Source organism: Kitasatospora sp. NPDC088160, from assembly GCF_044741445.1.
Classification (GTDB): Bacteria; Actinomycetota; Actinomycetes; order Streptomycetales; family Streptomycetaceae; genus Kitasatospora.
Genome location: NZ_JBIUSS010000003.1, coordinates 227,217 through 251,305, shown reverse-complemented (window position 1 = coordinate 251,305; position 24,089 = coordinate 227,217). Strand labels below are relative to the sequence as shown.

Annotated in this window: 24 protein-coding genes; 12 read left to right on the top strand and 12 right to left on the bottom strand. The window is 74.5% G+C overall.

Going from position 1 to position 24,089, the window contains the following annotated elements; translation table 11 throughout:
* Nucleotides 1-143: 143 nt before the first annotated feature.
* On the bottom strand, nucleotides 144-815 hold the full coding sequence (locus ACIOGZ_RS05965) for a DUF3592 domain-containing protein (RefSeq protein ID WP_400985024.1): 672 nt from the start codon (nucleotides 813-815) through the stop codon (nucleotides 144-146).
* A gap of 69 nt (nucleotides 816-884) precedes the next feature.
* On the bottom strand, nucleotides 885-1,892 hold the full coding sequence (locus ACIOGZ_RS05960) for a LysR family transcriptional regulator (protein ID WP_400985022.1): 1,008 nt from the start codon (nucleotides 1,890-1,892) through the stop codon (nucleotides 885-887).
* A gap of 471 nt (nucleotides 1,893-2,363) precedes the next feature.
* Here ACIOGZ_RS05960 and ACIOGZ_RS05955 point away from each other — a divergent pair, with 471 nt between their 5' ends.
* Nucleotides 2,364-2,942, top strand: coding sequence for a DUF5994 family protein (locus ACIOGZ_RS05955; protein WP_363586463.1), 579 nt, complete (start codon nucleotides 2,364-2,366; stop codon nucleotides 2,940-2,942).
* Nucleotides 2,943-2,972: 30 nt separating this feature from the next.
* Here the strand turns inward: ACIOGZ_RS05955 and ACIOGZ_RS05950 are convergent, their stop codons facing one another.
* Entirely contained in the window at nucleotides 2,973-4,820 is a 1,848-nt protein-coding gene (locus ACIOGZ_RS05950) for an APC family permease (protein ID WP_363586495.1), read from the bottom strand.
* 599 nt (nucleotides 4,821-5,419) lie between these two features.
* On the opposite strand from ACIOGZ_RS05950, the gene ACIOGZ_RS05945 reads away from it, so the two are divergent.
* Both ACIOGZ_RS05945 and ACIOGZ_RS05940 read left to right on the top strand, forming a co-directional pair.
* Complete coding sequence (locus tag ACIOGZ_RS05945; RefSeq protein ID WP_363586462.1) at nucleotides 5,420-5,911, top strand: DUF5994 family protein; 492 nt, start codon at nucleotides 5,420-5,422, stop codon at nucleotides 5,909-5,911.
* A gap of 57 nt (nucleotides 5,912-5,968) precedes the next feature.
* Complete coding sequence (locus tag ACIOGZ_RS05940; RefSeq protein ID WP_363586461.1) at nucleotides 5,969-6,220, top strand: hypothetical protein; 252 nt, start codon at nucleotides 5,969-5,971, stop codon at nucleotides 6,218-6,220.
* Nucleotides 6,221-6,262: 42 nt separating this feature from the next.
* Here ACIOGZ_RS05940 and ACIOGZ_RS05935 read toward each other — a convergent pair whose 3' ends face one another.
* On the bottom strand, nucleotides 6,263-6,697 hold the full coding sequence (locus tag ACIOGZ_RS05935) for a ribonuclease domain-containing protein (protein ID WP_363586460.1): 435 nt from the start codon (nucleotides 6,695-6,697) through the stop codon (nucleotides 6,263-6,265).
* A gap of 120 nt (nucleotides 6,698-6,817) precedes the next feature.
* Here ACIOGZ_RS05935 and ACIOGZ_RS05930 point away from each other — a divergent pair, with 120 nt between their 5' ends.
* Nucleotides 6,818-7,267: a DUF2809 domain-containing protein gene (locus ACIOGZ_RS05930; RefSeq protein WP_363586459.1), complete on the top strand. Its 450-nt coding sequence runs from the start codon at nucleotides 6,818-6,820 to the stop codon at nucleotides 7,265-7,267.
* Nucleotides 7,268-7,274: 7 nt separating this feature from the next.
* Here the strand turns inward: ACIOGZ_RS05930 and ACIOGZ_RS05925 are convergent, their stop codons facing one another.
* Nucleotides 7,275-8,057 (bottom strand): SGNH/GDSL hydrolase family protein, encoded by a 783-nt coding sequence (locus ACIOGZ_RS05925; RefSeq protein ID WP_363630515.1) that lies wholly within the window; start codon nucleotides 8,055-8,057, stop codon nucleotides 7,275-7,277.
* A gap of 221 nt (nucleotides 8,058-8,278) precedes the next feature.
* Here ACIOGZ_RS05925 and ACIOGZ_RS05920 point away from each other — a divergent pair, with 221 nt between their 5' ends.
* The 3 genes from ACIOGZ_RS05920 (at nucleotide 8,279) to ACIOGZ_RS05910 (ending at nucleotide 11,230) form a co-directional block, all read left to right on the top strand.
* Nucleotides 8,279-9,172: a 4Fe-4S domain-containing protein gene (locus tag ACIOGZ_RS05920; RefSeq protein WP_400985020.1), complete on the top strand. Its 894-nt coding sequence runs from the start codon at nucleotides 8,279-8,281 to the stop codon at nucleotides 9,170-9,172.
* Nucleotides 9,173-9,405: 233 nt separating this feature from the next.
* On the top strand, nucleotides 9,406-10,227 hold the full coding sequence (ddaH, locus tag ACIOGZ_RS05915) for a dimethylargininase (protein ID WP_400805910.1): 822 nt from the start codon (nucleotides 9,406-9,408) through the stop codon (nucleotides 10,225-10,227).
* Between the two features lie 145 nt (nucleotides 10,228-10,372).
* Nucleotides 10,373-11,230: a hypothetical protein gene (locus ACIOGZ_RS05910; protein ID WP_363630518.1), complete on the top strand. Its 858-nt coding sequence runs from the start codon at nucleotides 10,373-10,375 to the stop codon at nucleotides 11,228-11,230.
* Nucleotides 11,231-11,255: 25 nt separating this feature from the next.
* Here the strand turns inward: ACIOGZ_RS05910 and ACIOGZ_RS05905 are convergent, their stop codons facing one another.
* The 5 genes from ACIOGZ_RS05905 to ACIOGZ_RS05885 all read right to left on the bottom strand — a co-directional run bounded on the left by ACIOGZ_RS05905 (nucleotide 11,256) and on the right by ACIOGZ_RS05885 (nucleotide 15,905).
* Nucleotides 11,256-11,903, bottom strand: coding sequence for a lactate utilization protein C (locus ACIOGZ_RS05905; RefSeq protein WP_400805908.1), 648 nt, complete (start codon nucleotides 11,901-11,903; stop codon nucleotides 11,256-11,258).
* Nucleotides 11,900-13,345: a lactate utilization protein B gene (locus ACIOGZ_RS05900; protein ID WP_400806156.1), complete on the bottom strand. Its 1,446-nt coding sequence runs from the start codon at nucleotides 13,343-13,345 to the stop codon at nucleotides 11,900-11,902. The genes ACIOGZ_RS05905 and ACIOGZ_RS05900 overlap by 4 nt, the downstream gene beginning before the upstream one ends.
* Nucleotides 13,342-14,103: a (Fe-S)-binding protein gene (locus tag ACIOGZ_RS05895; RefSeq protein WP_363586452.1), complete on the bottom strand. Its 762-nt coding sequence runs from the start codon at nucleotides 14,101-14,103 to the stop codon at nucleotides 13,342-13,344. The genes ACIOGZ_RS05900 and ACIOGZ_RS05895 overlap by 4 nt, the downstream gene beginning before the upstream one ends.
* Before the next feature lie 105 nt (nucleotides 14,104-14,208).
* A complete protein-coding gene (locus ACIOGZ_RS05890; RefSeq protein WP_363586451.1) occupies nucleotides 14,209-15,387 on the bottom strand; it encodes a globin domain-containing protein in 1,179 nt (392 codons plus the stop codon).
* A 74-nt stretch (nucleotides 15,388-15,461) separates the two neighbouring features.
* Complete coding sequence (locus ACIOGZ_RS05885; protein ID WP_363586450.1) at nucleotides 15,462-15,905, bottom strand: Rrf2 family transcriptional regulator; 444 nt, start codon at nucleotides 15,903-15,905, stop codon at nucleotides 15,462-15,464.
* Nucleotides 15,906-16,219: 314 nt separating this feature from the next.
* On the opposite strand from ACIOGZ_RS05885, the gene ACIOGZ_RS05880 reads away from it, so the two are divergent.
* The 3 genes from ACIOGZ_RS05880 (at nucleotide 16,220) to ACIOGZ_RS05870 (ending at nucleotide 19,913) form a co-directional block, all read left to right on the top strand.
* On the top strand, nucleotides 16,220-17,869 hold the full coding sequence (locus tag ACIOGZ_RS05880; protein ID WP_400985018.1) for a beta-propeller fold lactonase family protein: 1,650 nt from the start codon (nucleotides 16,220-16,222) through the stop codon (nucleotides 17,867-17,869).
* A 159-nt stretch (nucleotides 17,870-18,028) separates the two neighbouring features.
* Nucleotides 18,029-18,775 (top strand): transcriptional regulator, encoded by a 747-nt coding sequence (locus ACIOGZ_RS05875; protein WP_400985017.1) that lies wholly within the window; start codon nucleotides 18,029-18,031, stop codon nucleotides 18,773-18,775.
* Nucleotides 18,776-18,782: 7 nt separating this feature from the next.
* Nucleotides 18,783-19,913, top strand: coding sequence for an aminotransferase class I/II-fold pyridoxal phosphate-dependent enzyme (locus ACIOGZ_RS05870; protein ID WP_400985016.1), 1,131 nt, complete (start codon nucleotides 18,783-18,785; stop codon nucleotides 19,911-19,913).
* Between the two features lie 77 nt (nucleotides 19,914-19,990).
* Here the strand turns inward: ACIOGZ_RS05870 and ACIOGZ_RS05865 are convergent, their stop codons facing one another.
* Nucleotides 19,991-20,773, bottom strand: coding sequence for a glucosamine-6-phosphate deaminase (locus ACIOGZ_RS05865; RefSeq protein WP_363586446.1), 783 nt, complete (start codon nucleotides 20,771-20,773; stop codon nucleotides 19,991-19,993).
* A 275-nt stretch (nucleotides 20,774-21,048) separates the two neighbouring features.
* Nucleotides 21,049-21,456, bottom strand: a complete 408-nt coding sequence (locus tag ACIOGZ_RS05860; protein WP_363630528.1) for a hypothetical protein — start codon at nucleotides 21,454-21,456, stop codon at nucleotides 21,049-21,051.
* Between the two features lie 282 nt (nucleotides 21,457-21,738).
* Between ACIOGZ_RS05860 and ACIOGZ_RS05855 the strand changes: the two genes are divergently transcribed.
* Both ACIOGZ_RS05855 and ACIOGZ_RS05850 read left to right on the top strand, forming a co-directional pair.
* Nucleotides 21,739-22,497 (top strand): serine/threonine protein kinase, encoded by a 759-nt coding sequence (locus ACIOGZ_RS05855; protein WP_400985014.1) that lies wholly within the window; start codon nucleotides 21,739-21,741, stop codon nucleotides 22,495-22,497.
* Nucleotides 22,494-24,080, top strand: coding sequence for a protein kinase (locus ACIOGZ_RS05850; RefSeq protein ID WP_400985012.1), 1,587 nt, complete (start codon nucleotides 22,494-22,496; stop codon nucleotides 24,078-24,080). The genes ACIOGZ_RS05855 and ACIOGZ_RS05850 overlap by 4 nt, the downstream gene beginning before the upstream one ends.
* The last annotated feature ends 9 nt before the right edge of the window (nucleotides 24,081-24,089 follow it).

The following is a 24,089-nucleotide window of genomic DNA, read 5'->3' as shown; positions in this document are numbered from 1 at the left end:
TGAGCGGTGTTCAGGCCTCCCTGCCCGCTCGCGCGCGGCCGTTGGAGCAGCAGGTCGGCCTGGAGCCTGCTGGTCACGCCGAGTTCGGTGTTGATCCGGAGACGATTGGTTGACACCCGCACCCGCAGGGGCCCGGCGCGGTGTCAGTAGTTCGTGGACTCCTCCAGGACCCACCAGGCCCACAGGCTGAACGGGGTGCCGATCCCGCCCACGAGGACCGCGATCCACAGCGGCCAGTAGCCGCCGTCGGTGACGGGATCCCGCTGCGGGTGGACGGGATCGATCCGCACGTCGACCCGGTGCCCGTCGGGCCACTGCACGTCCGTGCCCTCGGCGGCGCGGTACTCGTGCCCGTCCGCCGTCCAGAGGAAGGTGCACTCGGTACTGGTGTCACCGCTGTTGTGGCAGCCGGTGACGGTGGCGGACACCCGCAGCGTGGCGTGCAGGTCGCGGTCGTGCTCGTGGAACCAGCCGCTGAGGGAGAAGGCGAAGCAGCCGGCGAAGGTGCAGAGCATCAGGGCGAGCATGGCGCCGTGGAACAGGGCGGCGACGGAGCCGGAGCGCGGGCTCTCGCCCAGGGCCGACCGCACCGGTGAGGCCAGCGCCGCGAGTGCCGCCGCACCGGCCGCGCCGATCCAGCCGGTGTACCAGGGCGTGGATCCCCACGGCGTGCAGGCCGTCGTCACCGCGCCGGCCAGCGTGGTGGCCCAGGCCGCCCGTTGGATCAGACGCGTGGCGGCGCGCGCCCGGCGGCGCAGCCCGCCGGAGGGGGCAGGAGGAGGGGCGGGGGGTCGCTCGTCCGCGATGGTGGTCACCCGGCCACGCTGGCAGAGGGCCGGGCCGGGCACCAGCAAGCGGCACTCACCCCTGGCGTTCAGCAGCGCTTACGGTGTCGCGACGGGCGGGTCGGCGGGCGTGTTCGGCTCGCTGGGGTCGACCAGGTGGCCGTTCACGCGCGGCTCACTCTCGGTCAGACCCTGAGCCGCCAGCCGCTCGCTCGCCGCCAGCAGCGCGCTCTGCAGCGCCTCGGCCGCCGCCCGCACCGCCGGCGGCGCCCCCCACGGTCCGGTGCGGCGCAGCAGGCGCACCAGGTAGGTGCCCGGTACCGGCAGTGTGGTGACGGTGCCGGCGCCCGGTCCGATCAGGGCGGCGGCGTTCGCGGGCAGGATCGCCGCGCCCAGACGGGCGGCGAGCATGGTGTAGACGGCGAAGCGGTAGCGGGCGGTGTGCTCGACCAGGGGCACGATGTCGTGCCGGGCTGCCAGGCGTCGGAAGGCCAGCTGCCGGGGTGAGCCGGTCGGGGCGGCGATCCAGGGGCGGCCGGACAGCTGGGCGGGGTCGGCGAGCGGGGGCCAGTCGGAGGGGACGACCAGGCGGTAGGCGTCCTCGAACATGACGCTCGCCTCGACGCCGGGCGGCAGCGGGGTGGGTTCCTGCCGGTCGTCCTCGATGACCAGGACGTCCAGTTCGCCCAGGCGCAGGGCGCGCAGGCCCTCCTGCCGTCCGGTCTCCACCAGGCGGGGGGCCAGGTCGGGGTGGGTGCGGGCGAGCAGGTGGACGGCGGTGGTGGCGAAGAACGTGATGGCGGGCGGCGGCACACCGATGGCGACCGGGCCGGCGGCGGCGGCGCCGAGTGCGCGCAGGTCGCGGGCGGCGTCCTGGAGCGCCTGGCCGATCCGGTCGCCGTAGCCCGCCAACAGGCGGCCGGCGGCGGTCAGTTCGGCCCGTCCACCGGTGCGGTCCACCAGGGGGACGCCGACCTCGCGTTCCAGCCGGCCCAGTTGCTGGGACACCGCGGAGGGGGTGTGGCCCAGCGCGCGCGAGGCGCCCGCCACGCTGCCGGCGTCGGCGATCTGGCGCAGGATCAGCAGCCTCTTCGGGTCGAGTTCCACCACTGTGCCGCCCTTTCGCCGCGCCCGGGGTCGAGGACGCCCATCCTGGCAGAGGCCGGACGCGGCGGCGGCGGCCGGGCGGCGGGCCTGCCGGTCGGTTTGAGGGCGAAGCCGTTCGCCGGGCACCTCTCCTCGCTCTTCCCGAAGGGCAGGCAGGCGCGCCGCTGCCCGTCGGCCGGCCGCTCCCGGCGCGAGGGGCGGGACTCCAGCGGGTCGTCCCACACGCCGCGTGCGCAAACAGTCACCGGCGTGCCGCCGGAACCATCCGATCGAAGCCGGGCGCTGGCTCGCGGCCGACGAATCGTCGGGAAAGCGCTGCTGCGGCCGCCATGCGAGGTCCGGGCCTGGCGGAGAGTAGCCTGGACATCACCGAAGGCACCTCGCATGCCGGGCAAGACAACTGGCGTCGTCTCCGGCGAACGACGATGCCGGATCCGGCCCGAGGCCGGGTCCGGGGACAGGTCTTCGATCATGACCACGACCCTCGATCGCGCGATGGCGCCCACCGCCCCGGTACCCGCAGCACGGCTCTCCCGGGTGCCCGAGGGCACCCGGCCCGGTCGGCTGGACGGCGCCTGGTGGCCCCGCTCGCGTGATCTTCTCCTCGAACTCCCTTCCCTCGCCGCAGCGTTGGACGGTCCGTGGGGGCGGGTCACCCGGGCCACCGTGAACCCCGCGCAGTGGCCGACCGTCCCGCACCGGGCCCCGGTCGCCGGGCACACCGTCCACGTGGGCTGGTTCACCGTCGAGCAGGACGAGCACCTGATCGTGGTCTGCTCGTACGCCCCGCTGCGGCTGAACCTGCTGGTCGTACCGCCGGAGACGGACGCCGTCACCGCCGAGCGGCTGATGGCCCGGGCGGCCGACCCCGCCGACAGCCGGACCGCGAGCGAACTGCTTGCCTCGGAGCCGGCCCGCGGCGCGACCGGACCGGAACCCGGTACCGACGTCCTGCCCTCGGCGGTCGTGCCCGCCACCGGCGCGGGCGAGGCCGGCCGGCGGGCGGACGTCGCCCGAAGCCGCGCCGCCTCCTGGCCCGCCGGCGCGTAGCGGTCCGGGTGCGGACACGCTGGACAGTCCTCAGACGTGGAACGGGACGGTGGTGACGACGATCTTCGGCAGTGGGCGGAGCGCCCTGCGCAGGCGGGGGGCGAGTCGGTTGTGCAGCAGGCGGTGGCGCCGGTGCCGTACGACGATCTCCGGGAGGACGACGGTCAGGGTGAGGTCCGGGCGCTGGTCGTGCAGGGCCTCGATGTAGTTGACCAGGGGCGCGACGATCGTGCGGTAGGGGGAGAGGAGGATCTTCAGGGGCAGGTGGTCGCCCCACAGGTTCCAGTACGCGCGGAAGCGCTGGGCCTCCTCCTCGCTGGCGCTGATGTGCAGGGCGAGGACGGGCTGGCGGAGCGAGGCGGCGTAGGCGAGGGCGCGCATGCCGGCCAGGTCCAGTGCGGCGATCGGCACGATCAGCAGCGGGTGGATCTCCTCGGGAGTCTCCTCGCTCTCCGCCTCGCGCTCACACTCCGCTTCCGCCTCTGCGGAGGGCGCGGGCGCGCCGTCCCGTGGGCGCGGGCGGGTGAGGGCGCGGCCGGGGACCTCGACGGCGTGCGGGTGCAGGGCGAGCGCCGCGGCGACCTGCTCGTAGTGGTGCCGGATCCTGGTGGCCACCAGGATGAACAGGCCCACCACGAGCGCGGCGAACCAGGCGCCCGAGGTGAACTTGGTGATCGCGGCGGTGACGAGCACGGTCGCCGAGAGCAGCGCGCCGACGGCGTTGAAGATCAGGCTCTTGCGCCAGTGGCGGTCGCGCAGGCGCCACCAGTGCACGACCATGCCGGTCTGCGACAGCGTGAAGGCGAGGAAGACGCCGACCGCGTACAGCGGGATCAGCGGCGCCGTCATGCCGTCGAACGCCGCGTAGATCGCGGCCGCGGCGACCGAGAGCACGACGATGCCGTTGCTGAAGGCCAGCCGGTCGCCCAGCCGTAGGAAGATCCGCGGCGCCTGGTTGTCGCGTGCCAGGAGGTAGAGGACGCGGGGGAAGTCGTTGTAGGCGGTGTTGGCCGCCAGGAGCAGGATCGCGGCCGTGGCGGCCTGGGTGAAGACGTAGCCGAAGCCCGGGCCGAAGGCGCGGTGGGCGAGCTGCGACAGCACCGTCTCCTGGGCGTCGGGGACGACGCCGTCGAGGTGGACCAGCGCGACCGTGCCGGCGAAGAGCACGATCAGCAGGCCGACCATCCAGGTCAGGGTGGTACGGGCGTTGCGCCACTCGGTGGGCTGGAAGGCCGGGACGGCGTTGGAGATCGCCTCGATGCCGGTCATCGCCGTCGAGCCGGAGGCGAAGGCGCGCAGGACCAGGAGCACGCCGACCCCCTCGGTCGCGGTCGACTGCGGAGCCGCGGTGGGCTGGAAGCCGTGGCCGGCCGCGTCGTACAGGCCGAAGGCGATGAGGGCGAGGATGGCGAGGACGAAGGCGTAGGTCGGTGCGGCGAACAGGGCGCCCGCCTGCCGTACGCCGCGCAGGTTCCCGGCGAGCAGCACGCCGATCACGGCGAGGCCGATCGGCACGGCGTCGCCCCGCAGCGAGGGGATCGCCGAGGTGACGGCCTCCATGCCGGAGGCGATCGAGACCGCGACCGTGAGGATGTAGTCGGTCATCAGACCGGCGGCCGCCGCCAGCCCGGGGAGGCGGCCGAGGTTCGCGGTGGCGACGATGTACGAGCCGCCGCCGTGCGGGTAGGCGCGGATCGTCTGACGGTAGGACACCCCGACCGCCAGCATCAGGAACGCGATCGTCGCGGCGATGGGCACCGAGTAGCGCAGACCGGCGGTGCCGGCCAGGACCAGGACGGCCAGCATCGCCTCGGGCCCGTAGGCGACGGACGAGAGCGCGTCGGCGGAGAGCACCGGCAGCGCCACCAGCTTGCGCATCCGCTCGTGCGCGATCGCGGTACTGCGCAGCGGGGCCCCGAGCAGCACGTGCCTGACCCCGGCGCCCGCCCGGCCGAGTCGGGAGGTCCGGGTGTCCTCGCCGCCCGCCTCGACGGGCGACGGCTGCCCGCCGACCGTGGCCACCCGCACGAAGCGGCCGAAGCGCACCGGCCGGATCTCGGAGGAGGCCGGAAAGCGGCCGAGCTCCGGGTCCACCGGCAGTGCCCGGCGCCAGGCCTGCGGATCCCCGGCCGCCCGGCCCCATTCCCGGCCCACCCGGCGCAGGACCCCGACCTGCTCCCGGTCGAGGGCCGGCAGCGGGGCGTCGGGACTGGGCGCACCGCCCGCCCCCGCGCCACCGTCGTCATTCTTCGCATTCGACACAACACACAGTGTTACGCATCGCGGCTCCCGGTGACGCGGGGCCGGCCCCGGGCCGTCGAGCAGGGCCGCCCCTCCCCGCGCAGGCGTCCGCCGGCGCCCGTTCGGCCCCGGTGCGGTCGGAGTACCGTGGGAGGGCGGGGCGGCCCAGTTGCTGGAACCGAAGGGCCGGCCCCGTTCAGCGGGCCCGATCCGCGCCCGCGGAGAGGTGGCGAGCCATGTCGGACGATGCCGGTGCCCCGCACCCCGGGCTTCTGCCGGACCGCTTCCGGCAGGCGGTGAAACCGGGGACGGTCCTGCTGCGCCTGGAGACCACGCGGTCCCGCGAGGGCGCACTCGATGGCGCCTGGTGGCCGCGGTCACGGAACATCGGCGCCGAACTGCCCGGCCTGGTCGGCGCGTTGACCGAACACCTCGGCCCCGTGGTGAGCGTGGGCCTGGACGCGGACGCCTGGGACGAGGTGCCGGCCCGGATCGTCGTCGAGGGCCGGTCGGTGCGCATCGACCGGTATCCGGTCGGCGACGACACGGTGATCGTCACGCGGGGCGACCGTGATCACTTCAGTCTGCTCGTGGTTCCGCCGCAGGCGGGCCGGGAAGCGGCCCTGGCCTCGATGGCCCGTGCGGTCCGGGCCGGCGGCACCGACTCGGCGCGGCAGATCCTCCTGGCCACCGGCATCGGCTCCGAGCCCACGACCGAACTGCACTGACCGGACCGCACGGACCGGACAGCACCGAGGAACGGCCCCGGGCCGGAGGAGGTCAGGATGCGGCACTACCGATGGGTCCTGGAGACCCAGGACGACGACGGCGACTGGGCCCGGCAGAGCGGCGCGCCCATGCCGAACCCCCTGGAGTACGACGGGCCGCCCCAGCAGGCCGCCAACCACGTCCGGGAGGTGTTCGTGCGCACGCTCTCCCGACCGGCCCCGGGGCCCCGGGCGGTCAGGGTCCGGGTCTGGGGCGGGTCCGACGCCGTCGGCGAGCCCGAGGCCGAGACCGAGTGGTCACGCGAGTGACGTGCCCGGTCCCGGCCCACGGGCGGTGTCCGTGGGGTCGGATCAGGAGCATCCCGAGCTGATCTCGTGGAAGTTGGCGTAGTGGTCGTCGCTGTACCAGACGTGGTCGGTGGCGGGGTCGCGGACCAGGCGTTCGGCGTCGCGGTGCTGGCCGGGCTGGCGCGGGTTGACGTCGTACTCGCGGTAGTGGCCGTCCTGGGGGAGGTCGCCGCTGCGGTTTCCGTAGACGTTGCTGCCGCGGATCACGAAGGGGGAGCCGGCCACCGGGTAGTCCCGGGGGGCGTTCGCGGTCGGCCACTGCAGGTCGTGCCAGATGTGGCACGCCTCCTCGACCTGGGGCGGGAACTGGTCGACGGGCAGCGGGGGTTCGAGGATGCCGCGGACGATCCGCGGCGCGGGGTGGGCCGCGGCGGCGGCGCCGGCCGGAGCGGCGGAGGGAACGGTGACGGCCGTCAGGAACAGTGCGGCGGCGGCCATCCGGAGCAGGCTTCGGTGTGCGGTCACGCAGCGGCCAACGACGCCCGGGCGTCACGGATGCGGGAGGTCACCCGGACGGCCCAGCCCTGGACCCGGCGGCCGGGCCGTAGGGTGGGGCGGGTGGATGATCTCTGGGGGCGCCTGCGGGTGCGGGTGGTGCCGCTGCTGGCGGCCGGGGCGACGGTGGCGGCCGGGCTGGGCGTGCGGGCCGTGCTCGGCGGGGACGTCGCGAAGTACGCCGGGGACGCGCTCTACACGGTGCTGGTGTACGCGCTGGTGGTGCTGGTCGCGCCCCGTGTTCGGCCGGGGCGGGCGGCGGTGGTCGCGGCGGGACTGAGCTGGGCGGTGGAGCTGTTCCAGATCACCGGGGTGCCCGACGAGTTGGGGCGGCGCAGCGAGCTGGCCCGGCTGGTGCTGGGGTCGACGTTCAATCCGCCGGACCTGTTCTGGTACGTGGTCGGTGCCGCGTTCGCCGCGCTGGCGCACCGGGTGCTGCGGACCGCGAAGGCCGCGCGGACCGCGAGGACCGCAAGGGCTGCGAGGACGACCGCAGCACCCGGTGCCGCCTGACGTTTCGTCAGAGCGGAAGCAGGTCAGGCCGCTTGGCCTCGACGTGGTCCCCCGAGGACTCCCCGCGCAGCCGTCGGCCGACCCAGGGCAGCAGGTACTCGCGGGCCCACTGGAGGTTCTCGCGCCGCTGGTCGGCGGCGGACGGCTCCGGGGTGGCCGGCCAGGGCGCCTCCGGGTCCTGCTCGGTGCGCAGCCCCAGGGAGCGGGCGGCCAGCAGGGCGACCCGCTGGTGGCCTTCGGGGGAGAGGTGCAGCCGGTCCTCGCTCCAGGCCCGGCGGTCCTGGACGGCGCGCAGCGACCACAGGTCGGCCACCTTGCAGCCGTTGCGGTCGGCGACCGCCCGCATGTGCCCGTTGTACGTGGCGATCTTGCCGCGCAGGTGCTTGAACAGCGGTACGTCCCGGGTGTCGAAGCCGGTGCAGATCAGCACCGTCCCGGCGGAGGCGGTGAGTTGGACGATGGCCGCCTCGAAGCGCTCGGCGACCTCGTCCGGGTCGCTGCCGGGCCGCAGGATGTCGTTGCCGCCGGCGCAGAAGGTGGCCAGGTCGGGCTGGAGCCGGCGGACCTGCGGCACCTGCTCGGCCATGATCTGGTCCAGCAGCCGGCCGCGCACCGCCAGGTTGGCGTAGCGGAACCCGCCCGGCGGCCGTCCGTCGGCGAGCAACCCGGCCAGGCGGTCGGCCCAGCCGGCGAAGGCGCCGTCGGCACCGGGGTCGTTCAGGCCCTCGGTGAAGCTGTCGCCGAGGGCGGCATACGAACTGAGGTCAAGGGTCTCCTGGAGGTTCGGCATGAAGGAGATAGTTCACCCATTCAAGTGACCTACGCCACCGTAGGTGACCCCGCCGGCACGTGAGATGGGCCACGTGCCCCACCCGGAATACAACCGGAGTGCAGAGCGGCGGCCCCCGGAAACCACAAGATCCCGCCCCCCTTCCGCTTTTGGGCCCGCCCGGACGATGCTCGAAGGACGGCGGCCGGCCCGGCCGCCGTCCTTCCAGGGGGAAGACATCCATGGCTCTGAATCCGACCTCCGGTCTGTCCGGGCAGTGGTCCGTCGACGACCGCTGCACCAACTGCGACGTGGCCCGGCAGCTCGCGCCAGGACTGATCCGTGAGCGCGCCGGCCGCTCCGAGCTGGTCCGCCAGCCGCGCGACGAGGCCGAGCACCGCCAGCTGCTCGCCGCCGCCCACGCCTGTCCGACCCGCTCCATCCGGCCGGGCACCGGCCCGCTCGACCCGGCCACCGACCCCTTCCCGCTGGCCCTCGACGACGGCCTGCTGCTGCTCGGCCACAACTCCCGCCACAACGCCGGGGCCAACTCCTACCTCTGCCGCCGCCCCGCGGGCTGGCTGATGGTCGACACGCCCCGCTACGCCGAGCCGCTCGCGGCCCGGTACGAGGTCCTCGGCCCGGTCACCGACATCCTGCTGACGCACCGCGACCACGCGGCGCACGGCCGGGCGTACGCCGACCGGCTCGGCGCCCGGCTCTGGATCCACGAGGGTGACCTGGACGCCGCGCCCGACGCCGACCGGGTGCTGCGCGGCGTCGAACCGGTGGAGGTCGCCCCCGGCGTCACCGCCCACCCCTTCCCGGGCCACACCCGCGGCAGCGTGCTGTACCTGGTCGACGAGCGGTACTGCTTCACCGGCGACACCCTGTACTGGTCCCGCACCACCGGTGACCTGGAGGTGTACGACACCGTCACCTGGTACTCGATCGAGGAGCTCTCCGCCTCGCTGGACCGCAGCCTGGACGCGCTGCGCTTCGAGTGGCTGCTGCCCGGCCACGGCCAGCGGCACCGGATGCCCGCCGAGGAGGCGGCGGCCCGGCTGCGGGCGCTCGCCGACCGCTGCCGGGGCCTGCGGCCCGCGCCGGTGGACTTCGGCGCGGTCCGCTGGTGACACCTCGGCGCGGCCCGTCCTCGTGACGTTCGGAGCGGCGCGTCCCCACGGCGCTCGGTGCGGTCCGGCCCGTGGCGATCGGCCGCGCGTGCGCCGGAGCCCGCGCCGGGTGCGCGGGGGCCTGCGCCCGCCGGGGGCGCCCGCGCGGGTGTGCGAACAGCCCCGCCGGGGCAGCGGCCTGGGGAACGGAATCCCCGAACTCCCCTGCACCCGAGGACGGTTGAGGAATGCCCATGCAGACCCCGGAGCGCACTGCCAGGCCGCGGCGCTACCTGATGTGCCGGCCGACGTACTTCACCGTCGACTACGCGATCAACCCGTGGATGGACCCGGCGCAGCCCACCGACACCGCGCTCGCCATCCGCCAGTGGGAGCGGCTGTACTGGCTGTACCGCCGCCTCGGCCACACCGTCGAGCTGATCGACCCGGTGCCCGGCCTGCCCGACATGGTCTACGCCGCCAACGGCGCGACCGTGCTGGACGGCCGGGCGCTGGTCGCGACCTTCCGCTACCCGGAGCGGGCCGCCGAGTCCGAGGCCTACCAGGCCTGGTTCCGCTCGCACGGCTACCGCGAGGTGCACCGCGCCGGGCATGTCAATGAGGGCGAGGGCGATCACCTGGTGGCCGGCGGCCGGGTGCTCGCCGGGACGGGCTTTCGCACCTCCCGGGCCGCGCACGCCGAGGCGGGCGAGTTCTTCGGCGTCCCGGTGGTCGGCCTGACCCTGGTCGACCCGCGCTTCTACCACCTGGACACGGCGCTGGCCGTGCTCGCCGACGACCACGTCATGTACTACCCGGAGGCCTTCGACGCCGACAGCCGGGCCGTGCTGCGCACCCTGTACCCGGACGCGATCCTCGCCGACCGGGCCGACGCCGAGGTGTTCGGCCTCAACGCGGTCTCGGACGGGCGCCGGGTGCTGCTGCCCGAGGCCGCGAAACACCTGGCCGGGCGGCTCGTCGAGCACGGCTACCAGCCGGTCCCGGTGGACGTCTCGGAGCTGCTGAAGGGCGGCGGCGGAGCCAAGTGCTGCACGCTGGAGCTGCGGCCCGCCTGAATCGGACCCTGCCGTCCGCACTGCCGTCCGCACTGCCCTTCGCGCTGCCCTTCGCGCTGCCCTCGCGGACCTTCCCGGCCGCCCCGCCGTCCGGTAGAGGTTGGCCAGGGCATCCGGGGCGGTGCCGTGCCGACAGGAGGGCCACATGCGCGATCAGGCTTCCGCATCCGAGGACGAGGCGGCGCGGCGGCGCAGGGCCGCGTCCGAGCGCCGGAGCACGGACCTCCCGGCCGAGGGCGCCCGGGAGGCCGCGGCCGTCGGCCCGCTGTCCCCTTCGACGGCGCTGCCCCTGCAACGCACCCTCGGCAACGCCGCGGTGGCCCGGCTGGTCGAGCAGCAGCGACACGGCCACGACGCCTCCGGCGGCGCGGGGGTGTCGGTCCAGCGGGCCCCCACGCCCGGAGCCGGGCCGGCGACGCAGATCGCGCTCACCCATCTGACGGCCGACGACCTGGAAGGCGAGTGCGGCTACTTCGAGCGCAGGCGGCAGTTGAGCGTCGCCGCGCCCCAGCAGGGCGTCATCATCCAGGAGATCAACCGCGTCTTCGCCGTGGAGGAATGGGACGGCACGGACTGGAACGCGATGTCGGGCAGCCGGATCGACTCGTACATCACCGCGAAGGGGTCGAGCGCCCACGCCACGGTCGCCCGCTACTGGGAGCTGTGGACGGTCGACGCGGCGGGCAACGTCTCGGACGGTGCCGAGGACACCTTCTCGCTGTGCTCGGTCATCCCCGGCCGCAAGCGCAAGGACACCACGCGGGGGACGTACACGATTACGGGCCGGGCGGTGTTCTACCCCACGGCCGTCGCGCCCGCGGACCTTGGCTTCACACCTGGCGGCGCCCCGCCGGCGGGCGGCCTGTTCAGCACGCTGGCCGACCCGTCGGCGGCCATCGCGGGGCAGGGACTGGCCGCTTCCGGGCGGCCGGTCGACTGCCGGGTGCAGGTGGCCTGGGACAGCTCCCAGGGCGACCGGTACAGCGAGGTGACGATGAGCTGAGTCGCCGCGGCCCCGGTCGGCGCGGTCAGCCGTCGACCAGCAGCACCTCCAGGGTGCGCGGGCCGTGCACGCCCTCGACCCGGTCGAGCTCGATGTCGCTGGTCGCGGACGGCCCGGAGATCCAGGTCTGCGGGCGGGCCGGGTCGAGCCGGGGCAGTGCGAGCGGCACGGAGGCGACGACCTGCCCGGGTGCCCGGACGACGCACAGGTGATGGTCCGGGACGAGGGTGAGCAGCCGCCGCCCCTGGCCCGGCCCGGCGTCCAGCACGATCGTCCCGGTCTCGGCGATCGCGAGCGCGCAGCCGGTGACGACGCTGTCCACGGCGTCGAGCCGGGCGGCGGTGAGCGTGCCGTCGTCGGGGACGGCCGTGACGGCGGTGGCGCTGAGCCAGGCGGGCGGCAGGCCGGGCGGCACGGCGACCGTGCGGCTGCCCCGTTCGGCCAGCAACCGGGCCAGGACGGCGGGCAGTTCGGCCTCGGTGCAGCGGTGCACCCGGGCCCGGTAGTCGGCCAGGTTGTGGTGCAGCAGGTCGAGCAGGGCCGCCGGATCGTCCGGACTGTGCGTGCGCAGGTAGTCCCGGGCGACCGGCCCCTCCGCTGCCCGGTCCCGGCCGGGGGCGGGGTCGGCGAGCGCGGCGCGGATCCGGGCGAGGATCAACTCCCGTGAGGTCATGAGCGGTTCCTCCGCCACCAGTCGCGGAACGGCTCGGCGGGCAGCTCCGGGAGGTCCCGGGTGTCGGTCCAGGCCCGGCCCGGGCCGGGCAGTCGGCGAGGGTGCAGCGCGCGGGTGCGCCCGGCGAGCCGCTCGGCGGCCGCGAGCGCCGCCGGGTGGTCGAGCACGTACCCGGCGGCCGCGATCGCGGCCCGCTCCAGCGGGTGCCCGCCCTGCTCGGCGACCCGCTCGCGCAGGTGCACCAGCACCTCGGGGATGTCGATCGCCACCGGGCAGACCTGGTAGCAGGCCCCGCAGAGTGAGGAGGCGTACGGCAGCGAGGCGTCCAAGGGGCTGGTGGTGCCGCGCAGTTGGGGTGTCAGGATGGCGCCGATCGGGCCCGGGTAGACCGAGCCGTAGGCGTGGCCGCCGGCCCGCTCGTACACCGGGCAGACGTTGAGGCAGGCCGAGCAGCGGATGCAGCGCAGCGCTTGGCGGCCGACCTGGTCGGCGAGCACGGCGGTGCGCCCGTTGTCGAGCAGCACGAGGTGGAAGGCGGACGGGCCGTCGCCTTCCGTGGTGCCGGTCCAGAGCGAGGTGTACGGGTTCATCCGCTCGGCGGTGGAGGAGCGGGGGAGCAGCTGCAGGAAGACCTCCAGGTCCTGCCAGGTCGGTACGACCTTCTCGATCCCGACCACGGAGATCAGCGTGCGCGGCAGGGTGAGGCACATCCGGCCGTTGCCCTCGGACTCGACGACCACCAGGGTGCCGGTCTCGGCGACCATGAAGTTGGCGCCGGAGACGGCGACCCGGGCGCGCAGGAACTTCTCCCGCAGGTGCAGCCGGGCCGCTTCGGCGAGTTCGGCGGGGGAGTCGGTCAGCCCCTCGGGTGCGGGGCGGCCCCAGGCGGCCATCCGTTCGGCGAAGATCTCCCGGATCTCGGCGCGGTTGCGGTGGATCGCGGGCACCAGGATGTGCGAGGGCCGGTCCTCGCCCAACTGCACGATGAGCTCGGCGAGATCGGTCTCGTACGCGGTGATCCCCTCGGCGGCGAGCGCCTCGTTGAGCCCGATCTCCTGGGTGGCCATCGACTTGACCTTGACGACCTCCGTCTCTCCCGTGGCGCGGACCAGGTCGGCGACGATCCGGTTGGCCTCCTCGGCGTCGGCCGCCCAGTGCACGATGCCGCCGGCCGCGGTGACGGCCTCCTCCAACTGGACGAGGTAGCGGTCGAGATGGCGCAGCGTGTGGTCCTTGATCGCCTTGCCGGCCGCACGCAGTTCGGCCCAGTCGTCGAGTTCGGCGACGGCGCGGGCCCGTTTGTCCCGGATGGTGTGGGTGGCGTGCCGCAGGTTGGCGCGCAGCCGTTCGTCCCGGACGGCCGCCGCTGCGGCCTGTGGGAAGGTCGCCTGCGGAGAGGCCGCCTGCCGGAAGGCGGGCATGCCGAGGAAGGCGCCGGTCATGCGGGCCTCCACGGGTGTTCCTCGGTGCTGGCGAGGATCTCCGCCAGGTGTAGCGGGCGCAGGGCCGCGCCCCGGCGGCGCAGCGTGCCGCCGAGGTGCAGCAGACAGGAGTTGTCGGCGCCGCACAGGACTTGGGCGCCGGTGCCGAGCGCGTGGGCGATCTTGTCCTCGGCCATGGCCGCCGAGACGGCCGCGTTCTTGACCGCGAAGGTGCCGCCGAAGCCGCAGCACTCCTCGGCGCCGGGCAGTTCGACCAGTTCCAGTCCCCGGACGGCGCGCAGCAGCCGCAGCGGCCGTTCGCCGAGGCCGAGCACCCGCAGGCCGTGGCAGGAGGGGTGGTAGGTGACGGTGTGCGGGAAGTGCGCGCCGACGTCCTCGACGCCGAGCACATCGGTGAGGAACTCGGTCAGTTCGTACACCCGGGGCGTCAACGCGGCGGCCATGGAGTCGAGTTCGCCGCCCCGGCCGTCGGCGGCGGCCCGGGCTCCGATCCGCGGGTAGTTGTCCCGGACCATGGCCACGCACGATCCGGAGGGCGTCACCACGTGCTCGTACCCGGCGAAGGCCCGTGCGGTGCGCCGCAGCAGCGGCTCGCACGCCCGCCGGTAGCCGGTGTTGTACTGCGGCTGCCCGCAGCAGGTCTGCCCGGCGGGGAAGTCCACGGTCACGCCGAGGCGTTCGAGCAGCCGGACGGTGGCGACCGCCGTGGCGGGGAACAGAGCGTCGTTGACGCAGGTGGCGAACAGTGCGACCCGCATCGGCCCTCCCTTCGTCCGGCGACACCGGCCGGCCCGCTCGCGATCGTACCGAGCGGGCCGGCCGGGGCGGGGGATCTCGGGGACGTCGTGGGGTCCCAGGGGATCTCAGGCGAGCCAGAGGTCGGGGCCGAACACCTCGTAGTGGATGTCCGCCGCCGGGACGCCCGCCGCGAGGAGCTGCTCGCGGACGGCGCGCAGGAAGGGCAGCGGGCCGCACAGGTAGGCGGTGGTGCCGGCCGGGACGTCGACGGTGGCGAGGTCGACCAGGCCGGTGCGCTCGGCGGGCCAGTCGCCGAGCGGCCGCTCGTAGAAGACGTGGGCGGTGGCGTTCGGCAGCTTGGCGGTGAGCTGGGCGAGGTCGGCGCGGAAGGCGTGGGTGAGCTGGTCGCGGTCGCCGTGCACCGAGACGACCTGCCGGGCGGAGCCGGTGGCGGCGAGGTGGTCGAGCATGGCGGTCATCGGGGTGTTGCCGATGCCGGCGGAGGCGAGCAGCACCGGCCCGTCGCCGTCGGCGAGGGCGATGTCGCCGAGCGGGGGCGCGAGGTGGACGAGGCCGCCGGTGTGCAGGTGGTCGTGCAGGTGGGCGGAGACCTCGCCGCCGGGCTCACGCTTGACGGTGAAGCGCAGCGCGCCGTCGGCGGTGCCGGAGAGGCTGTACTGGCGGATCTGCCGGGCGCCGTCGGGCAGTTCGGTGCGCACCGAGACGTACTGGCCGGGCCGGGCGGCGGGGACGGGGCCGCCGTCGGCGGGGCGCACCAGGAAGCTGGTGACGGTGTCGGTCTCCTGGTAGCGGGCGACGACGGTGTAGGGGCGCCAGAGGTCGGCCTGGTCGCCGCCGGCGGCGGCCTCGGCGCGCAGCCGGTCCTCGACGGCGACGAGGGCGTTGGCCATCAGCCAGTACACCTCGTCCCAGGCGGCGGCGACCTCGGGCGTGACGGCTTCGCCGAGCACCTCGACGATGGCGGCGAAGAGGTGCTCGTGGACGATCCGGTACTGGCTGCTGTCGATTCCGACGGAGACGTGCTTGTGGGCGATCCGGGCGAGCATCGCGTCCGGCCGCTGGTCGGGGTGGGCGACCAGCGCGCCGGCGAAGGCGGCTATCGACCCGGCGAGCGCCTGCCGCTGGGTGCCGTTGGCCTGGTTGCCGCGGTTGAACAGGTCGCGCAGCAGCTCCGGGTGGGCGGCGAACATGCGGTCGTAGAAGAGCGGGGTGATGTCTCCGATGGCGCCGCCCACGACGGGCAGGGTGGCCTCGATGACCTCGGCGGACTTGGCGGACAGCATCAGTCCGGCTCCTAACTGGTATGTGAGATTCGTATTAAAGGCCGTGCGTGAGCCCGGCCCCGGGGGGTGGGGGATCAGTCGGTGGGTCTGGCGGTGAGGCCGAGCAGCACCGGGCCGGTGGGTGCGGCCACCAGGTCGTCGATGCTGAGCGGGTCGAGTGCGGCGAAGAACGCCTCCTGCGCGGTCCGCAGCGCACCGCGCAGACGGCACGCGGCCCGCAGCGGGCACGGCGGGTCGTCCTCGCAGCCGACCACGTCGCCGACCCCCTCCAGCTCGCGCAGGAGCAGCCCGAGTGAGCCGGTCCGCCCGGCGAAGGTGAGCAGCAGCCCGCCGCCGCGCCCGCGCCGGGCCTCCACCACGCCGAGGTGCTGCAGGCGGCTGACCACCTTCGCCGCGTGGGTGTACGGCACGCCGACCGCCTCGGCCACCTCGCGGGTGGTCGGGTTGGCGTCCTCGCTCAGGACGGCCAGCCGCATGGCGATCCGCAGGGCGATGTCGGTGCTCTTGGTCAGCCTCACGTTCGAAACGCTATCGAATGCGACTCCACAACTCCAATTTCCTGCACGCCCCCGCCCCGACCGGCCCCCGACCGGCCCATGACCCATCCACGGTCGGCCCGCGCCCCGCCCCCGGCCGGTCCCTGGTCGCGACGGGGCGCGGCCGGCGGGGTGGCTGCTGTCCGAATCTCGGTCGAATCTGAACAGTTGGCGACATTACCGATCAGCCCCTGACGGATGGTCATACCGGCTTCTACGCTTCGTGCGGCTCCGGATCCGCAGGGGGCTGGAGCGACCGGCGTTGCATCCCTTGACCGACCATGCTGGAGAGACTCGTGAGAACACGTCGCGCACCCGGGCGCACCTGGACGGCCGTGACCGCGATAGCCGCGGCCACGGCCGCACTGCTGTCGCAGCCCGCCACCGCCGAGGCCGCCACACCGCCGCCGACCGTCAAGGCGCACGTGCCGGTGGCGCCCTACCCGGCGGGCGTGGCGCTCACGCCGGACGGCGGCCACGCCTACGTGACGAGCCAGAGCAGCGGCACCGTGAGCGTGCTGGACACCGCGAGCAACACGGTGGCCGCCACCTTCACCGCCGGCACCGGCTCCTACGCGGTCGCCCTGTCCCCCGACGGGCACCGGGCGTACCTGACCCACCACCTCGACGGCACCGTCAGCGTCGTGGACACCACGAGCAACACCGTGACGGCCACCGTCCCGGTCGGCGCCCAGCCGTGGGGCCTCGCGCTCTCCGCGGACGGCTCGCGCGCCTACGTCGGCAACGCCGGGGCCGACACCGTGAGCGTGCTGGACACCACCACCAACACGGTCACCGCCACCGTCCCGGTCGGCGCCGAGCCGCACGGGCTGGCCGTCTCGGCGGACGGCAAGCGGCTCTACGTCGCCGCCTCCGGCGCGAAGGCGGTGAACGTGATCGACACCGCGAGCAGCACGGTGAGCGCCACCGTTCCCGTCGGCCACAGCGTCTTCGGCCTCGCGCTCAGCCCGGACGGCACCCGGCTGTGGGCCGCCGACGCCGACGACGCCACCGCCAGCGTCCTCGACACCACCGGCAACACGCTCGTCGGCACCGTCGCCGTCGGCGCCGGCCCGTACGCCGTCTCGCTCGCCCCGGACGGCAGCGCCGCGTACGTCTCCAACTACGCCGACAACACGGTCAGCGTCGTGGACACCGCCAGCCGGACGGTCACCGCGACCGTCCCGGTCGGCGCGAGCCCGTACAGCCTGGCGATCACCGGCGACGGCCGGCGCGGCTACCTCACCGACTTCACCGGCGGCGCCGTCGACGTGCTCGACTTCCCGCTGCCCGTCCCGGCCGTCACCGGGATCAGCCCGTCCGGCGGCTCGGGGGTCGGCGGCACGACGGTGACCGTCACCGGGACCGACCTGAACGGCGCCACCGCCGTGACCTTCGGCGCGGCGGGCGCCGCCACCGCCTTCAACTGCACCAGGACCAGCTGCACCGCCACCGCCCCCGCCACCGCGGTGACCGGGCCGGTGGACGTCCGGGTCACCACGCCCGGCGGCACCAGCGCCGCCGTCGCCGCCGACCGCTTCAGCTACACGGCCCCCAGTGCCCACCTCGGCGTCGCCCTGACCGCCACGCCGGTGTCCAACCTGCTCAGCGGCCGGGTCGACTACACCGTCACGCTGACCGGCCAGGGCCCCGACGTGCTGACCTCGGGCACCGTCTCCGCCGACCTCCCGGCCGGCCTCGCGGCGACCTCCAGCGACTGCACCATCGCGGGCACCAAGCTCACCTGCAAGCTCACCGGGCCGCTCGCCAAGGGGGCGAGCACCACCCGGCACTTCTCGATCTCGGTCGGCCTGCTCAGCCTGATCCGCAGCTTCGACGTCACGGTGGCCCGCACCGCCGGCGTGCCCGCCGACCCGACCCCGGCCACCAGCCGGGACACCCGCAGCTGCACCGCCGTCCTCGGACTGCTGATCACCTGCCACTGACCCTCCCCGAGCACCGAAGGCCCCGCCTGCGTCGGCGGGGCCTTCGTCGTCGCCGCAGGTGCCGGATGCCCGGACGAAACGCCTGAACGAAACGCCTGAACGAAACGTCGCGGATGAATCGTCTGGACTAAACGTCTTGCCTGGACGTACAGTCCGAGCATGACCACCGAAACCCCCGACCCGCGCGTCCGGACCTGGACACCGGTCTGCCGCGCCGTGGCCCTGCTGCTCGGGCCGTACGCCGAGGTGGTGCTGCACGACGCCACCGCCGACCGGGTGCTGGCCATCTGGAACCCGATGACCCCCCGCACCCCCGGTGACCCGTCGCTGCTCGGCGAACTGGACACCCTCGACCCGTCCGCCCCGGACGTCTACGGGCCCTACGAGAAGCTGCTGCCCGACGGGCGCCGGCTCTCCTCCGTCAGCGCCGTGCTGCGCGACGACGCCGGACGGCCCTCGGCGGTGCTCTGCGTCAACCTCGACCGGGGCCCGCTGGAGCACGCCGCCGCCCTGCTGGCGGGTTTCGCCGCGCCCACCGCGCCCCGCCCCGAACCGCTCTTCGAGCGCGACTGGACGGAGCGGATGAACGACGTGATCGGCGGCTACGTCCGCGCGCACGGCCGCCCGCTCGAACGCTTCGGCCGCGAGGACCGGCTCGCCGTCCTGCGCGAACTCGACCAGGCCGGGGTGTTCGCGGTCCGCCGCGCCGTCCCGGCCGTCGCCACCGCACTGCGGGTCTCCCGTTCGACCGCCTACACCCTGCTCGCCGAACTCAAGCAGGCCCCCGAGCTCAAGCAGGCCCCCGAGCCCCGGCAGGCCCCTGAGCCCTGGCAGGCCCCTGAGAACCAGCAGGCCCCCGAGCCCCAGCGCCGGCACCCCGGCGCCGGCGCCGACGAGAGCGAGTGACAGAGAGATGACCAGGCTCCCCGACTTCCGACTCGAAACCTACTTCTCGCGCTGGGAGTTCAGCGCCCGCCACCACCTCGCCGCCTCCGACGCCCAGACCATGACGATGGCCGAACTCCTCGCCCTGGCCGGCCCCGAGGACCGCCGGGCCTGGGACGGCCTCGCCCTCGGCTATACCGAGACCTACGGCGATCCGGAGCTGCGCCGCGCCATCGCCGGGATGTACCAGGAGGTCGACGCCGACGACGTGCTCTGCTTCGGCGGCGCGCAGGAGGGGCTCAACCTCGCCATGCAGGTGCTCCTCGACCGGGGCGACCACGCCGTGGTGGTGACCCCCAACTACCAGTCCGCCGAGACCATCCCGCTCTCCCTCTGCGAGGTCACCGGCGTCGCCCTGGACGAGAAGGACGACTGGGCGCTCGACCTCGACGCGGTCACGGCCGCACTGCGCCCGAACACCCGGGTGCTGTCGGTGAACTTCCCGCACAACCCGACCGGCAAGGTCATCGACGCGGCCGACTTCACGCGTCTGGTGGAGCTGTGCGACGAGCGCGGCATCCGGCTCTTCTCCGACGAGGTCTACCGCGGTCTGGAGCGCGACCCGGCCCGGGCGCTGCCGCAGGCCGCCGACCTCTCCGCACGCGCCCTCTCGCTCAACGTCACCTCGAAGTCGCTCGGCCTGCCCGGCCTGCGGATCGGCTGGATCGCCTGCCGCGACCGGGAGTTGCGCTCCCGGCTGGAGCGGGCCAAGCACTACACCACGATCTGCAACTCGGCGCCGAGCGAGGTGCTGGCCCGCATCGCGATCAACGCCCGCGAGCAGATCCTGGCGCGCAACCGCGCGATCATCGCGGAGAACCTGCCGCGGTTCGACGCGTTCTTCGCCGAGTTCGGCGACCTCTTCGAGTGGCGCGCCCCGGACGGCGGCTGCGTCGCCTACCCGCGCTACCTCGGGGCGGACGGGGTCGAGGACTTCTGCACCGCGCTGGTCGAGCAGGCGGGCGTCCTGCTGCTGCCCGCGAGCATGTTCCACTCCGACCTGACGCCCGCTCCCGCCGACCGCTTCCGGATCGGCCTGGGGCGCCGCGATCCGGGCCCCGCCCTGGCGGCCTTCGGCGACTGGCTCCGCACGCGCTGACCGCCGGGCGCTGCCGGGAAGGAACGTGGGTCGGGCCCGTGCGGGAGGCGACTGCCTCCCGCACGGGCCCGCCGACCTCAGAGCTTCTGCCAGGCCGGCTTGGCGGCGTAGGTGTCGCGGAAGTAGTCGGCGAGCTTGAGGCCGGAGGCGGCGGCCTCGTCGACCACCACGGTGGCGTGCGGGTGGAGCTGCAGCGCCGAGGCGGGGACGGCAGCGGACAGCGGGCCCTCGACGGAGAGGGCGACGGCCTCGGCCTTGGCCTCGCCGGTGGCGAGCAGGACGAGGTGGCGCGCCTCCAGGATGGTCCCGATGCCCTGGGTGATGACGTGGTGCGGGACCTCGTCGAGGCTGTCGAAGAACCGGGCGTTGTCCTCCCGGGTCTGCCGGGTGAGCGTCTTGATCCGGGTCCGGGAGGCCAGCGAGGAGCAGGGCTCGTTGAAGCCGATGTGGCCGTCGGTGCCGATGCCGAGCAGTTGGAGGTCCACGCCGCCGGCCGCGGCCAGCGCGCGGTCGTAGGCGGTGGCCGCCGCGGCGATGTCCGTCGCGTTGCCGTCCGGGCCGAGGAAGGAGTCCTCGGTCAGGCCCAGCGGCTCGACGACCTCGCGCAGCACCACCGAACGGTAGGACTCGGGGTGGCCGGCGGGCAGGCCGACGTACTCGTCGAGCTGGCAGATGCGCGCCCGGGAGGCGTCGAGCCGGCCGTCGCGGACCCGCTCGGCGAGGGCCTGGTAGATCGGCAGCGGCGTCGAGCCGGTCGCCACGCCGAGCAGGGCCTCGGGCTTGCCGGTCAGCAGATCGGTGATCGCCGCGGCGATGAGTTCGCCGGCCGCTGAGGCGTCAGGGACGATCACGATTTCCATACTGGTCCACCGTTCTGAGCCGGGTGCTTGGTCTAGACCCTTGAGGTCTAGACCAGTTTGCCGTGAACGGGTGCCCCAGGTCCACTCGGGCCCTGGTCGGAGCCGCTCTGCCGGCCCCGGACCGCCGGGAGCCGACCTGCGAGGGCGCCGCATGCCGACGGGCCGGCCGCCGGGTGCGCTGGCGGCCGGCCCTGGAGCCGGGGCGCGGGCGCCCCGGCGGATGGGGTGGGTCGGGTCGATCGAGGGCCCCGGTGCTGGTGGAGCGGCGGGGTCCGTCAGAACGGGTTGGTGCAGGTGGTGACCTGCTGGGTCGCCTCCAGCGCCGGGCCGGCGGTGGCGCAGATGATCCGCAGGTCGGTGGTGACGACGCGCGGGGTGACCGCCTTCGCGGAGCCCAGGCGCACGGTGGTCGCGGAGGCGATCGTCTCCCACGGGCTGCCCCAGGCCTTCTGGGTCCGCACCTCGACCTGAACCATCGTCAACTGGCGCGGGTCGGCGGAGACCTGGGCGACGCCGAAGAAGCCCTCACCGTCGTGCTGGTGCGAGATGCAGGGCTTGTTGAGCACGGAGGCGCAGGCCACCGCTTCGTTCTCGGTCGTCGCCGGGGCCGCGATGGCCGGTCCGGCCGCCAGGCCTGCTATCCCTGCCACCATCATCGTCACAGCTGCGATCCGAGCGCGCATGATATGAACCTCCTTGGAAATTAAGGGGATCTCACTCCTTGAGATGAGTCTTGCACAGAACGTGGACATGCCGTGTGTGTGTTGCGTCACACTCAAGGTGACCATTCAACTACGTGCTGCAACCACCCGTCGAGCGGTCGACGGACCGGCAGGTGGGCGGCCCGGGGGCAACTCGGCGACGCCCGGGTCGGGTTGGCGGTGTCCCTTCACTCGTCCGAGTGGCGAACTGCCGTCGGGGCGAATCGGGCCGTTAGCATCGACCCGAACCACGGAGGTGTCGGCGTGGACACGGTCATCGTGCAACTGCCCGACCGGGAGCCCGTGATGGCACCCGGCGAACCGCCCGGCCTGCTGCGGATGGGCCCCGGCGAGGCCGCGGCGTTCGGGCGCGGCGAGCCCGGCCGTCCGGCCCCCATCCCCCTGCCCGACCAGGGCGTCTCCCGGCGCGCGGGGGAGGTCACCGCCGCCGAGGACTACTGGCGGCTGTCCAACTTCAGCACCTCCGCCACCTACGTGGTGGAAAACCTGGAGGGCGCGGGCGAGCACGTCAAGGTGGCGCCCGGCCGGCTCGGCGCGCCCGTGCCGTTCGAGTTCTCCCGGGTGCTGCTGCCCGCCCTCGGCGAACCCGCCTGGTTCAAGGTCTTCGCCCCGCAGCACGCCTACCTGGAGGGCCGGCCCGGCGGCGTCGGCGGCGAACTCACCGTCAGCCCGTTCGCCCTCGACCCGACCGCCAAGTACTTCCTGGTGCTGCTCGCGCTCTGCGAGCCCCGGCTGCGCTCGCCCTCCGCCGCCGTCGTCCCCGGTGTGACGGAGGTGCTGGCCCGGCTGCGCGCCCTGCCCTCCTGCCACGGGCTGACCCGCTCGGCGGTCAACTACCACATCGACTACCTGGTGTGGACGAAGCTGCGGCTGCGCGAGCCCTACGAGGACGGCCCCGGCGGCAAGCGCGAGGAACTCGCGGCCCTGGCGCTGAAGTTCGACCTCGTCCGGGAGGAGCACCTGGCCCTGCTCCCGCCCCGGCGCCCGGCCGCCCGACCGTGAGGCCCGCCGGCCAGGCGCCCGACGGGCAGCCGCCCGACGAGCCGGCGTCCGAGCAGTGGGTGCCGGAGAAGGACCAGCCCCCGCCGGACCAGCAGTTCGAGGTACCGGCCGGCTACCGGCTCGCGGGCTACCGCACCGGCGCCTACCTCGGGGCCGGCGCCTGGGGCAGCGTGTACGCGGCCGAAGGCCCCGACGGTGCCCCGGCCGCCGTCAAACTGCTCAGCCCCGCCCGGCTCAGCCCCGGCCAGCGGCGGACCATGACGGAGGTCGCCCGCAGCGAGATGCGCTTCAGCCGCCGCGCGGACCACCCCCACCTGATCCGCACCCTCGCCGTGACGGTCGTCGACGACCCGGCCCACCCCGGCCTGGACGGCGCCGTCGCCCTGGTGATGGAACGCGCCGCCCGCAGCCTCCAGGACGTCCTCGCCGCCGCCCGCCCCGGCACCCCGGTGCCCGGCGCCGGACGCGTCCTCACCGAGGTCTGCGCCGGGCTCACCCACATGCACCGGGGCGGCTGGGTGCACGGGGATCTCAAACCGGCCAACATCCTGCTGATGCCCGACGGCACCGCCAAGATCGCGGACTTCGGCCTCACCGCCGAACTGGAGGGCACCCACGCCTACACGCCGCCGCTCGGCTCGCCCGACCACGTCCCGCCCGAGTGGTGGTCCGAGCGCACCGGCGCGCGCGGCGTCGCGGTGCGCCCCAGCGCCGACATCTGGGCCTTCGGGGTGATCGCCCACCAGGTGCTCACCGGCGGCCTGCACCCGTTCCTCGGCGCCACCGCCCGGGCCCGCTCGCTGGCCGCCCAGGCGTACGCGCGCGGCGCGGCGCCGCTGCGGCTGGACGAGGCGCTGCCCGGGCCCTGGCGGGCCGTGGTCACCGCCTGCCTGGCCCCCGGGCGGGAGGAGCGGGCCCGCGCCGACCTCGCCGCGCTGGTCGCCCGGGCCGGCGCGCGTCCGGCCTGCCGCCGCGGCGGCGCCCTGCGGGCCGCCACCGGCCTGCTGGCCTGCGCCGCCGCCGTCCTCGCCCTGACCGGGGCCCCCGAGCCGGAGGCCGCGGAGCATGGCGCGGCAGTACCCGCCGTGCGGTCGGCCGCCCGCCCGGCCGCGCCCCCGCCGCCCGGCGCGATCCCGGCCGGCTCCGACGTCCCGGTGGCCTACCGCGGCATGATCGAGGTCGCCGCCCGGCGCTGCCCCGAGCCCGAGATCACCCCGGCGCTGCTGGCCGCGATGCTCAAGGCCGAGAGCGGCTTCGACCCGAACGCGGCCCGCCCCGAGACCGGCGAGTACGGCATCGCCATGTGGACGCCCGCCGTCTTCGACGCCTGGGCGAAGGCCGCGGCCCACGACGGCCCCAAGTCCTACCTGGATCCGGGCGACGCGATCGCCGCGATGGGCAACTACGTCTGCTGGCTGGACCAGCAGCTCAAGCACCGGGGCCTCACCCGCGACCTGCCGGCCCTGGTGACCGCCGCCTACCGGACCAGCGACAAGACCGTGGCGGCCGCCGGAGGCGTCCCGGAACGGGTCCGCCCGCACGTCGACAAGGTGCTCCGGTACCTCGCCGACTACGGCGGGTGAGCGGGCAAA